Origin of the sequence: Halomonas elongata DSM 2581, from assembly GCF_000196875.2 — a bacterium.
Classification (GTDB): domain Bacteria; phylum Pseudomonadota; class Gammaproteobacteria; order Pseudomonadales; family Halomonadaceae; genus Halomonas; species Halomonas elongata.
This window is the reverse complement of sequence record NC_014532.2, coordinates 862,668-874,638: the sequence shown is the minus strand read 5'-3', so window position 1 is coordinate 874,638 and position 11,971 is coordinate 862,668. Positions and strand designations below refer to the sequence as shown.

6 protein-coding genes, 2 tRNA genes and 3 rRNA genes are annotated in these 11,971 nt (G+C 58.8%); 2 read left to right on the top strand and 9 right to left on the bottom strand.

All coding sequences use genetic code 11. The features are described 5' to 3' along the window. The first annotated feature begins 67 nt into the window (after positions 1-67). Positions 68-775, top strand: coding sequence for a hypothetical protein (locus tag HELO_RS04010; protein WP_013331503.1), 708 nt, complete (start codon positions 68-70; stop codon positions 773-775). A 175-nt stretch (positions 776-950) separates the two neighbouring features. Here HELO_RS04010 and tusA read toward each other — a convergent pair whose 3' ends face one another. Further along, positions 951-1,208: a sulfurtransferase TusA gene (gene tusA / locus HELO_RS04005; protein WP_013331502.1), complete on the bottom strand. Its 258-nt coding sequence runs from the start codon at positions 1,206-1,208 to the stop codon at positions 951-953. Between the two features lie 44 nt (positions 1,209-1,252). Here tusA and HELO_RS04000 point away from each other — a divergent pair, with 44 nt between their 5' ends. Then, positions 1,253-1,540 (top strand): antibiotic biosynthesis monooxygenase family protein, encoded by a 288-nt coding sequence (locus HELO_RS04000; RefSeq protein ID WP_013331501.1) that lies wholly within the window; start codon positions 1,253-1,255, stop codon positions 1,538-1,540. Positions 1,541-1,568: 28 nt separating this feature from the next. Here HELO_RS04000 and rlmM read toward each other — a convergent pair whose 3' ends face one another. The 8 genes from rlmM to prpD all read right to left on the bottom strand — a co-directional run bounded on the left by rlmM (position 1,569) and on the right by prpD (position 11,924). Next, a complete protein-coding gene (rlmM, locus tag HELO_RS03995; protein ID WP_174208837.1) occupies positions 1,569-2,639 on the bottom strand; it encodes a 23S rRNA (cytidine(2498)-2'-O)-methyltransferase RlmM in 1,071 nt (356 codons plus the stop codon). Positions 2,640-2,774: 135 nt separating this feature from the next. Further along, entirely contained in the window at positions 2,775-4,355 is a 1,581-nt protein-coding gene (locus tag HELO_RS03990) for a BCCT family transporter (protein ID WP_041601898.1), read from the bottom strand. A 207-nt stretch (positions 4,356-4,562) separates the two neighbouring features. Next, a 5S ribosomal RNA gene (gene rrf, locus HELO_RS03985) occupies positions 4,563-4,677 on the bottom strand. 83 nt (positions 4,678-4,760) lie between these two features. Next, a 23S ribosomal RNA gene (locus HELO_RS03980) occupies positions 4,761-7,649 on the bottom strand. 205 nt (positions 7,650-7,854) lie between these two features. After that, positions 7,855-7,930: transfer RNA gene (locus HELO_RS03975), tRNA-Ala, on the bottom strand. Between the two features lie 109 nt (positions 7,931-8,039). Continuing rightward, positions 8,040-8,116 (bottom strand) — tRNA-Ile (locus HELO_RS03970). Between the two features lie 196 nt (positions 8,117-8,312). Further along, positions 8,313-9,850, bottom strand: a 16S ribosomal RNA gene (locus tag HELO_RS03965). The 16S, 23S and 5S rRNA genes sit together here with 2 tRNA genes alongside, the layout of an rRNA operon. 589 nt (positions 9,851-10,439) lie before the next feature. After that, positions 10,440-11,924: a 2-methylcitrate dehydratase gene (gene prpD / locus HELO_RS03960; RefSeq protein WP_041602394.1), complete on the bottom strand. Its 1,485-nt coding sequence runs from the start codon at positions 11,922-11,924 to the stop codon at positions 10,440-10,442. Positions 11,925-11,971 lie beyond the last annotated feature (47 nt).

Here is an 11,971-nt window from a genome sequence, read left to right as displayed (position 1 = left end):
CGGCCTGGGGGCACCACGGTCCCCTCCAAGGCCAATGACGAGACCACGCAGCAGCAGGAGGGACTTCATGGGTATCCCGCTGTCACCGCGCCCCGCCCAGGTCATCGACCTGGACGCCATGCGCCAACGCCAGGAGGCCAGGCGACGCCTGATCCGCCTCTCGCCGGAGCTCGATGGTCTGGAAATGGTCTACCAGCTGCCCTCCGAGCCCGACGCCTACTACGGCATGCCCCTGCTCGCCTGGGGGCTCCGGGAAGACGGCCATGTCGTCGGCCTGGTGCCGTGGATGGAAAGTCTCACTCCCTGCCATCACCTCAATGACCCTGAGCATGGCCACTTCATCGGTTATCGCGACCCGGAGACCGAGGAACTGTTCGAGGAAGCACCGGACCACAAGGTGTTCGAGCTCGAACAGGCCGCGGCCTACTTCGAGTATGAGGTGACCAGCGAGCCGACACTGATCCAGCAGCTCCCCGAGACCCAGGGCACCCATGCGCTGTGCATGGACGACAGCGACGCCCCCTGGCAGTTGAAGCAGGTCTTCGGCTGGCGGCTGTACAGCGACGGCGTCGTGGAAGCCCTGCTCGCCGACGAGCAGTTGATCGACTCCACGCCGATCCTGCCCGGCGACCCTTGCCTGTATACCGGACACAGCCGCCACCGCGTGGTCTATTTCTTCCAGCGACAGATCGCCAACCGCATTCGCCGGGAGGATCCCGCGACCCTGGAGGCTCTGGCTTTGATGGTGATGCCGGACCATCAGCAAGACGACTAAGGTCTGTATGAAAAGTGCCTGCACTCGGTGATGCGGTGTTGAAATCGATCTAAAAATGCTCATTTACCCTTGTAAACTGCGCTTTCTCGACCGATTTCGCCTTGCCTCACCTTCGCTCGTCGACTTTTCGTTCAAGACCTATGGAAGCCGGGATTACGCGAACGGGGTCACACCGTCATGAATGACCGAGACGGATGAAATAGAGGTAATGCCCTTCTTGTTCGCACTGATGCAACAGGTCATGACCGAGGAAGCCGCAGAACTTGGGAACGTCCCGGGTGGTCGCCGGATCGCTGGCGATCACCTTGAGGACTTCCCCTGCCTGCATGTCACGCACCTTGTTGTGCATCAACATGATCGGTTCCGGGCAGTAGAGGCCCGTAGTGTCCAGTTCGGCATGACAACTCGGCAAGGAATCCGCAGAATCAACCATCGATAACCTCATCGTGTCGAAGAACAAGCATAGGGAGTAGCTGGATGATCAAGGTCATTATCGAGCGTCATATCATGCCCGGACTCGAAGAAGAATACGAGGAAGCCGCCCGCGAGGCCATTCGCCAGTCGCTTGGTGCATCCGGCTTCGTCAGCGGCGAGACCCTCGTCGAGAAGGGGCACAGCGACCGACGCCTGGTGATCACCAAATGGCGAGACCTGCGCGCCTGGAAAGAGTGGGCCAACAGCGAACATCGCGCCAGGGCCATGCAACGCCTGCAGCCCCTACTGACCGAAGAAGAACGCATCCGCATCTACGAGCCCAGCTACTGACTCGACAACCGGCTCCTTCAACTCCTTCTCAATCGAGCAGCCGCACATGCACCGTCACCTCTTCCCTATCATGGTAGAGGTGGCGGCACGCGATTTCGGCCCTCACCCCGGCACGCTCCAGGGAATCCGCCAGGCGCGACAGCCCCTGCGAAACCGCTTCCCAACGACGCTTCATCGGTAACTTGAGATTGAATACCGCCTCGCGACACCAGCGTCGCGTGAGCCAGCGCTCGACCATGGTGATCACCCGGGACGGCTTGTCGACGATGTCGCAGACCAGCCAGTCCAGGCGGGCCGGCGGCGTCCAGACGAAACCATCCTCGCGCAGATGTTCCACCAGCCCGGTGGCCATCAGATCACGGTCCATCGGTCCATTGTCGATGGCGAAGACCTGCATGCCCCGCTGGACCAGTTGCCAGGTCCAGCCGCCCGGGGCGGCACCGAGATCGGCCGCCTGCATACCGTCGCTCAACCTGGCCGACCACTGCTCGGCCGGCACGAACTCGTGCCAGGCCTCTTCGAGCTTGAGCGTCGAGCGGCTTGGTGCCCTGGAAGGCGAACGCAGCCGACGAATGCCACCGAGCTGCTCACTGCGATTGCCGGGAAAACTCATGCCCAGCTGTACCCGGTCACCCTCGCTCCACAACAGGTGCAGACGCCGGCCTCCCGCCTTGCGACGCAGCACGCCCGCCTTGCGCAACTGCGCCTCAAGGGGGCGCTTGAGCGATTTGATCAGCCCTGCCAGCGCCTTGGCCTCGTTGGTGTCCGGCGTTTCCTGCCAGAGCTCCTCGCAGCTCCAGCCGCTGTCCCGGGCCTGCGCGATGATGGCATTCAGACGATCCGAGCGATCCAGAGTCAACGGAGGAAAAGCCACCAGACTCTGTCGCGCGAAGACCAGTGACGCGAGCGGCAGGGCACGGTGCAAGTCATTGGCGGGGCGCCCGTCGGTCACCTCGAAGCGTACATGGCCACCGCCACGCTCGAAGCGTGGAGCACCACTGATGCCGGACAGAGCCGCCTTTTCCAACAGCTCCGACGCCAGATCGGTCTCGAAACCGGGACGACAATAGAGCAGCAGCTCATTGGGGACGATCTTCAACGACGGAACTCCTCTGATCACAACCTTCCTACCTGCCCGACCGGCATGGAAACGCCGCCACTATCCGGGCAGCGTGTCCGCAAGGCCGTCATCTTAGCAGGCCGAGCCCTGACGGGACGACGTTCGCCGCGAACGTCAGCGAGCCGGATGCGGTCGACGGTTATCGCCGATCACTCCCTGCTCCAGCGCCATGGCACGAGCCGCCTGAGGCCCCGTCCACAGTGACGGCAACAGCACCAGCGATACCGGGATGGCGGTAATCACGATGAACTGCTGGAGCGCACCGATCTGCCCCGCTCCCATGCGCAGCAGGATCGCCGCCATCAGCGCCATGATGATGCCCCAGAAGGCACGAATCAGCGCACTGGGCTCATCATGCCCGGAACCAACCACCGAAATGGCGTAACTCATCGAGTCGCCCGTGGTGGCAACGAAGATCGTCGTCAGCACCAGTACGGCCAGGGCCATCAGGGTACCGCCAGGCAGGGCCTGGGCCACGGTCAGGGTCGCCACATCGAACTGGAAGTCCTTCAACGCCTCGGTGAGCTCGACGGCGCCGGTCAACTGATAATGGATGCCTGAGCCGCCCATCAGGGTAAACCAGATGGTCGTGGCGATCGGCGCCATGACCGCGACGGCCAGGATCATCTGGCGAATGGTCCGCCCGCGGGAAATGCGCGCCACGAAGATCGCCATCAAGGGGCCGTATCCGATGAACCAGGAAAAGAAGAACACCGTCCACCACTGCATCCACCAAGCAGGCGCCGTCTGCGAGGTCATGGTCGCCATGGTGAAGAACGAAGAGAGATATTCCCCGAAGCCCTGGGTGTAAGCATCGACCAGAAACAGTGTCGGCCCGAAGATGAAGATCACTGCGGCAATGGCCAAGGCCAGGAAAACATTGAAACAACTGAGAATCTGGATGCCTCGGTGGATCCCGGTGACGGCCGAGGTGACATAGATAGCCCCCAATACCGCCAGGACGACCAACTGCGTACCATAGCCTCCCGGCAGGCCGAGGAGCTCATGCAGCCCGAAGCTGACCTGGGTGGCGAGAAAGCCGATCGGTCCCACCGTACCGGCCACCACGGCGATCACGCACAAGGCGTCGATGACACTTCCCAGCCAGCCGCTCACCAGGCGCTTGCCCAGTACCGGCATCAGCAGAGTACGCGGCTGCAAGGGATGTCCTTCGTCGTAATGGGCCCGGGCCAGCACCACTGCGGTCAAGGAGCCCAGCACCGCCCAGCCCAGAAATCCCCAGTGCATGAAGGACTGCGCCAGAGCCCCGGCGATCGCCTCCGTCGTTCCTGCTTCGGTGTCGAAGGCCGGCGGCGTCACGATGAAATGATAGACCGGCTCACCGGCAGCGAAAAAGACGCCACCTCCCGCCAACAGGGTGCACATGATGATCGAGAGCCACTTGAAGGTACTCAGCTCGGGGCGCTCGAGATTTCCGACCCTGGCGCTTGCTGCCGGCGTGAATACCAGTCCCATGGCAACCAGGAAGGTCAGCAGCAACAGCAGCTGGAAATATGTCCCCAGGGTCTTGGCGGTCCAGGCGAAGCCGGAGGCGATGCCCCCCGCCACCATGTCGAGGTCATACAGGGACAGGGCGATGAATGCCAGTATGAAGCCCACACTCAGGGCAAATACCAGTGGATCGCCAAGCCCACGGCTGGCGCGAATGTCGTCGTTTGTCTGCGTATTGCTCATGCGTGATGGCCTGGCCTCAGCGGACCTGCCTCCTTTTACGGGCGAGAGTGTCATTCAGCCGGGACGGATGAATATGGCGCCACTGCCGAACACGCTATGGCCGGCCGGCAGCGGATATGGGAAAAGAGAAAAGATCGGAAGGGAAAAACGAGCCCTATATGAAAAAACCCCGACTTCGCGTGAAGCCGGGGTTTTCTCGGGATAGATGCCTGACGATGACCTACTCTCGCATGGGAACTCCCACACTACCATCGGCGCTGAGCGGTTTCACTGCTGAGTTCGGCATGGGTTCAGGTGGTGCCCGCTCGCTATGGTCGTCAGGCGAAAAACATCAATGCAATCCTGCTGACGATACGTCTCTCGCGTACCCGGCGTCGTCTGTCATCCAGACTCCTTGGGTGTTATATGGTCAAGCCTCACGGGCCATTAGTACCGGTCAGCTCAACGCCTTGCAGCGCTTCCACATCCGGCCTATCAACCAGCTCGTCTTGCTGGACCCTTCAGGAGGCTCGAGGCCTCGGGGAGATCTCATCTTGAAGGGGGCTTCCCGCTTAGATGCTTTCAGCGGTTATCCCGTCCGACCTTAGCTACCCGGCAATGCCACGGGCGTGACAACCGGTACACCAGAGGGTCGTCCACTCCGGTCCTCTCGTACTAGGAGCAGCACTTCTCAAATCTCCAACGCCCACGGCAGATAGGGACCGAACTGTCTCACGACGTTCTAAACCCAGCTCGCGTACCACTTTAAATGGCGAACAGCCATACCCTTGGGACCGACTTCAGCCCCAGGATGTGATGAGCCGACATCGAGGTGCCAAACACCGCCGTCGATGTGAACTCTTGGGCGGTATCAGCCTGTTATCCCCGGAGTACCTTTTATCCGTTGAGCGATGGCCCTTCCATACAGAACCACCGGATCACTAGAACCTACTTTCGTATCTGCTCGACGTGTCTGTCTCGCAGTTAAGCACCCTTATGCTCTTGCACTCATTGCACGATTTCCGACCGTGCTGAGGGTACCTTCGTGCTCCTCCGTTACGCTTTGGGAGGAGACCGCCCCAGTCAAACTACCCACCACACACGGTCCTCGATCCGGATAACGGACCAGAGTTAGAACGCCAATGATGCCAGGCTGGTATTTCAAGGTCGGCTCCACGATAGCTAGCGCTACCGTTTCAAAGCCTCCCAGCTATCCTACACAAGCAACATCAGCGTCCAGTGTGAAGCTGTAGTAAAGGTTCACGGGGTCTTTCCGTCTAGCCGCGGGTACACCGCATCTTCACGGCGATTTCAATTTCACTGAGTCTCGGGTGGAGACAGCGTGGCCATCATTACGCCATTCGTGCAGGTCGGAACTTACCCGACAAGGAATTTCGCTACCTTAGGACCGTTATAGTTACGGCCGCCGTTTACCGGGGCTTCGATCAGGAGCTTCGCCGAAGCTAACACCATCAATTAACCTTCCGGCACCGGGCAGGCGTCATACCCTATACGTCCGCTTACGCGTTTGCAGAGTACTGTGTTTTTAATAAACAGTTGCAGCCACCTGGTATCTTCGACCGCCTCGTGCTCCGGTCGCGAGGACCTTCACACTAACGCGGCGTGCCTTCTCCCGAAGTTACGGCACCATTTTGCCTAGTTCCTTCACCCGAGTTCTCTCAAGCGCCTTGGGATTCTCACCCTGACCACCTGTGTCGGTTTGGGGTACGGTCCCACTGTATCTGAAGCTTAGAGGCTTTTCCTGGAAGCGTGGCATCAATGATTTCCAGACCGTAGTCTGTTCGTCTCGTCTCTCGGCCTTGGGGAACCGGATTTGCCTGATTCCCCAGCCTACTGACTTTCACCAGGACAACCAACGCCTGGCTCACCTAGCCTTCTTCGTCCCCCCATCGCAATACAGTGAGGTACGGGAATATTGACCCGTTTCCCATCGACTACGCCTTTCGGCCTCGCCTTAGGGGCCGACTCACTCTGCTCCGATTAGCGTCGAACAGAAACCCTTGGTCTTCCGGCGGGGGAGTTTTTCACTCCCCTTATCGTTACTCATGTCAGCATTCGCACTCGTGATACCTCCAGCAAGCCTTTCGACTCACCTTCATCGGCGTACACGACGCTCCTCTACCGCTCATCCAGAGGATGAACCCGTAGCTTCGGTACCTGGTTTGAGCCCCGTTACATCTTCCGCGCAGGCCGACTCGACTAGTGAGCTATTACGCTTTCTTTAAAGGATGGCTGCTTCTAAGCCAACCTCCTAGCTGTCTAAGCCTTCCCACATCGTTTCCCACTTAACCAGGATTTCGGGACCTTAGCTGACGGTCTGGGTTGTTTCCCTTTTCACAACGGACGTTAGCACCCGCTGTGTGTCTCCCACGCTCGCACTCACCGGTATTCGGAGTTTGCCTCGGGTTGGTAAGCCGGGATGGCCCCCTAGCCGAAACAGTGCTCTACCCCCGGCGGTGATACGTGAGGCGCTACCTAAATAGCTTTCGAGGAGAACCAGCTATCTCCGGGCTTGATTAGCCTTTCACTCCGATCCACAAGTCATCCAAATCTTTTTCAACAGATCCTGGTTCGGTCCTCCAGTTGATGTTACTCAACCTTCAACCTGCTCATGGATAGATCGCCCGGTTTCGGGTCTATTTCCAGCGACTGGTCGCCCAGTTAAGACTCGATTTCTCTACGCCTCCCCTAATCGGTTAAGCTCGCCACTGAAAATAAGTCGCTGACCCATTATACAAAAGGTACGCGGTCACGGGACTAGCCCGCTCCCACTGCTTGTACGCACACGGTTTCAGGATCTATTTCACTCCCCTCTCCGGGGTTCTTTTCGCCTTTCCCTCACGGTACTGGTTCACTATCGGTCAGCCAGGAGTATTTAGCCTTGGAGGATGGTCCCCCCGTCTTCAGTCAAGGTTTCACGTGCCCCGACCTACTCGATTTCACAGGATCAGATTTTCGGCTACGGGACTATCACCCTGTATCGTCGAGCTTCCCAGCTCGTTCGCCTAATCAGTCACCTGCTTAAGGGCTGGTCCCCGGTCGCTCGCCGCTACTGGGGGAATCTCGGTTGATTTCTGTTCCTCGGGGTACTGAGATGTTTCAGTTCCCCCGGTTCGCCTCGTTGACCTATGGATTCAGTCAACGATACCCATCTTACGATGGGTGGGTTTCCCCATTCGGAAATGCCCGGGTCGCAGGTTGTTTGCCACCTCGCCGAGCCTTATCGCAGGCTTCCACGTCCTTCATCGCCTCTGGCTGCCTAGGCATCCACCGTGTGCGCTTCATCGCTTGACCATATAACCCGAAGGAGTCTGGTCGCGATGACTCAACGACAATTGCCGGATACGCTTGAGACGTATCTCATATGTCCTTTCTTTCGAAAGGAACTGTCAGCAGGATTACATTGTTAAAGAGCGACTGTTCGAAGAACAGTCGGAAGTCAGTAGAAACCTTTCCTTCTACAAACTTGCGACTGGTCTTGTCACATCAACTGTCGGGGTGGTGGAGCCTACCGGGATCGAACCGGTGACCTCCTGCGTGCAAGGCAGGCGCTCTCCCAGCTGAGCTAAGGCCCCTCTGATGCCCGTCATACGTGACATGGAGAATTTTATTCAGGTCAAGGCATTTTGTGGCATCGCCTAGCCTGCTAGGCAAGTCACAAAATAACGCAGAACTGGATAAAATTGGTGGGTCTGGGCAGACTTGAACTGCCGACCTCACCCTTATCAGGGGTGCGCTCTAACCAACTGAGCTACAGACCCAACACCTATCCTCTCATTGACGGAACACGGTCGGCTTGCCGACCTCACCCTCCTTTCCACAAAGGTCAGGGGGTGCGCTCTCACCAACTGAGCGAATACCCTAGGGTCACGCTGGGTCTCTACCCAAACAGTCTTTGCTCTGGCCGATCAGGTAATTCATTGTGAGCACTTGCCGAGTGCCGGTGACGTCGTCGATTAAGGAGGTGATCCAGCCGCAGGTTCCCCTACGGCTACCTTGTTACGACTTCACCCCAGTCATGAACCACACCGTGGTGATCGCCCTCCGAAGTTAGGCTAACCACTTCTGGTGCAGTCCACTCCCATGGTGTGACGGGCGGTGTGTACAAGGCCCGGGAACGTATTCACCGTGCCATTCTGATGCACGATTACTAGCGATTCCGACTTCACGGAGTCGAGTTGCAGACTCCGATCCGGACTGAGACCGGCTTTATGAGATTAGCTCCACGTCGCCGCTTTGCAACCCATTGTACCGGCCATTGTAGCACGTGTGTAGCCCTACCCGTAAGGGCCATGATGACTTGACGTCGTCCCCACCTTCCTCCGGTTTGTCACCGGCAGTCTCCCTAGAGTTCCCGACCGAATCGCTGGCAAATAGGGACAAGGGTTGCGCTCGTTACGGGACTTAACCCAACATTTCACAACACGAGCTGACGACAGCCATGCAGCACCTGTCTGTGCGCTCCCGAAGGCACCAATCCATCTCTGGAAAGTTCGCACGATGTCAAGGGTAGGTAAGGTTCTTCGCGTTGCATCGAATTAAACCACATGCTCCACCGCTTGTGCGGGCCCCCGTCAATTCATTTGAGTTTTAACCTTGCGGCCGTACTCCCCAGGCGGTCGACTTAGTGCGTTAACTGCGCCACAAAGGTCTCGAGGACCCCAACGGCTAGTCGACATCGTTTACGGCGTGGACTACCAGGGTATCTAATCCTGTTTGCTACCCACGCTTTCGTACCTCAGCGTCAGTGTCAGTCCAGAAGGCCGCCTTCGCCACTGGTATTCCTCCCGATCTCTACGCATTTCACCGCTACACCGGGAATTCTACCTTCCTCTCCTGCACTCTAGCCTAACAGTTCCGGATGCCGTTCCCAGGTTGAGCCCGGGGCTTTCACAACCGGCTTATCAAGCCGCCTACGCACGCTTTACGCCCAGTAATTCCGATTAACGCTCGCACCCTCCGTATTACCGCGGCTGCTGGCACGGAGTTAGCCGGTGCTTCTTCTGCGAGTGATGTCTCCCTTGCCGGGTATTAACCGACAAGCATTCTTCCTCGCTGAAAGTGCTTTACAACCCGAGGGCCTTCTTCACACACGCGGCATGGCTGGATCAGGGTTGCCCCCATTGTCCAATATTCCCCACTGCTGCCTCCCGTAGGAGTTCGGGCCGTGTCTCAGTCCCGATGTGGCTGATCATCCTCTCAGACCAGCTACGGATCGTCGCCTTGGTGAGCCGTTACCTCACCAACCAGCTAATCCGACATAAGCTCATCCGATAGCGCAAGGTCCGAAGAGCCCCTGCTTTCCCCCGTAGGGCGTATGCGGTATTAGCTTGAGTTTCCTCAAGTTATCCCCCACTACCGGGCAGATTCCTATGCATTACTCACCCGTCCGCCGCTCGACGCCTCCTAGCAAGCTAGGATCGTTTCCGCTCGACTTGCATGTGTTAGGCCTGCCGCCAGCGTTCAATCTGAGCCATGATCAAACTCTTCAGTTGAAAGTCTGATAGTTCCTTAGGCGGAACCAAACCTGGTTCAAGATTCAAACGTCTCGTTTGACGAGTCGCTTGTCTTGATTTTCGGTGACTGGTCACCGACATCCCGACAAGCGCCCACATGAATTACCTGATCGATTGTTAAAGAGCATCTCACGTTGCTGGCCCGTGGCGCAGCGCCTCGTGAGGAAGGCGTATTCTACCGATTCGGCGTCTGGCGTCAAGCTCGATCTTGCCGAGAGCGACGCAAACCTCGTTGAGGCGACTCCGAACTGAGCTCTCTGTGAGCTCGGTAGCGAGTGGCGAGCATTTTACCGAAATCGGCGTTCCTGTCAACCGGCGAATTTCGAAGCGATTCGAAAAAACCTAAGAAAAACAGGCGCTTCTGCCACCCTTTACCGCCTGCAACGTTGCCCGTCGCCGGCAGCGGATGCGTACTTTACGGATATCAGGCCGGCGATGCAAGCCCTGCCGACAGAAAATATAGTCCAGCTTCGCCAAGCCTTCCATGGAAAGCTCGTCGCAGCCGTCGTGCCACGTCCTGGTTGCCCCACTCGACCGCCCTCATGGCGGTCGAGTAGTGAAGCAGACGTCAGATCACGAACAGGTCAACGAACTTGTGGACCGGTGTTGCCTCGAGCCGTGACTGATCCTTGCACAGCGACATGATTGCCTCGCAACGCCCACCCGGGAAACGGGTCGCCAGATTGCGCTTGAACTTCTCTTCCAGCACCGGGATACCTTCGGCGCGGCGGCGGCGATGGCCGATCGGGTATTCGACCTCGACCTTGTCGGTGGCGCTGCCGTCCTTGAAGAACACCTGGATGGCATTGGCAATGGAACGACGCTCGGGATCGTAGTAGTCGCGGGAATAGCGCTCGTCCTCGACGACCTCCATCTTGTCGCGCAGCTCGTCGATTATCGGGTTGGCGGCATGGAAGTCATCCTCGTAATGCTCGGCCACCAGGTTGCCGAAGATGAGCGGCACTGCCGTCATGTATTGCAGGCAATGATCGCGATCGGCGGGATTGGCGAGTTCACCGGACTTGGAAATGATGCGAATCGCCGAATCATGAGTCGTCAGCACGATCCGGTCGATCTCGTCCAGGCGATCCTTGACCTGCGGATGCAGCGTGACGGCGGCCTCGCAGGCCGTCTGGGAATGGAATTCGGCAGGGAAGGAGATCTTGAACAGCACATTCTCCATGGTGTAGGTGCCGAAATCCCGCTGGAAGGTGAACTTGCGCTCTTCCAGTGGCTTGAGCGACAGGTCCTTGTTGGAATGACTGAAGGACACATCATAGAAGCCCCATTGTGGCGCACTCAGCACCCCGGGGATGCCCATCTCGCCGCGCAGGGCGATATCGGCCAGCCGCACGCCCCTCGAGGTCGCATCCCCCGCCGCCCAGCTCTTGCGCGAGCCGGCATTGGGCGCATGACGATAGGTCCGCAGGCTCTGGCCGTCGGCCCAGGCATGAGAAAGCGCGGACAACAACTGCTCGCGGTCGGCGCCCATCATCTTGGCGGTCACGGCGGTGGAGGCCACCTTGACCAGCACCACGTGATCGAGACCGACGCGGTTGAAGGAGTTGTCCAGGGCCAGGATGCCCTGAATCTCGTGCGCCATGATCATGGCCTCGAGCACATCGCGCACGGTCAGCGGCGCTTCGCCCTCGGCGACCCGCTTCTGGGACAGGTGATCGGCCACCGCCAGGATGCCCCCCAGGTTATCGGAGGGATGCCCCCACTCGGCGGCCAACCAGGTATCGTTGTAGTCCAGCCAGCGGATGATGGCACCGATATCCCAGGCGGCCTTGACCGGATCCAGTCGGAAGGATGTGCCCGGTACACGGGCGCCATGCGGCACCATCGTCCCTTCGACCAGTGGCCCCAGGTGCTTGGTGCACTCCGGGAAGCGAAGCGCCAGCAACCCGCAGCCCAGGGTATCCATCAGGCAATTGCGCGCCGTATCCAGCGCCTCGTCGCTGTCGATGCGATAGTCGAGCACATAATCGGCGATCTTGCGCAGCTCGACGTCATAGTCCGGGCGGACGTTGCTTTCGACGGTCTGGCTCATTGAGACGGTTTCCTCATCTTGAAAGGGATCGGGGCTGACATCGCCAC

What these genes read in the sequence shown, in the direction of transcription:
- prpD (WP_041602394.1), bottom strand. Translation starts at nt 11,924, where the DNA reads ATGAGCCAGACCGTCGAAAGCAACGTCCGCCCGGACTATGACGTCGAG.
- HELO_RS04010 (WP_013331503.1), top strand. Translation starts at nt 68, where the DNA reads ATGGGTATCCCGCTGTCACCGCGCCCCGCCCAGGTCATCGACCTGGAC.
- HELO_RS03990 (WP_041601898.1), bottom strand. Translation starts at nt 4,355, where the DNA reads ATGAGCAATACGCAGACAAACGACGACATTCGCGCCAGCCGTGGGCTT.
- tusA (WP_013331502.1), bottom strand. Translation starts at nt 1,208, where the DNA reads ATGGTTGATTCTGCGGATTCCTTGCCGAGTTGTCATGCCGAACTGGAC.
- HELO_RS04000 (WP_013331501.1), top strand. Translation starts at nt 1,253, where the DNA reads ATGATCAAGGTCATTATCGAGCGTCATATCATGCCCGGACTCGAAGAA.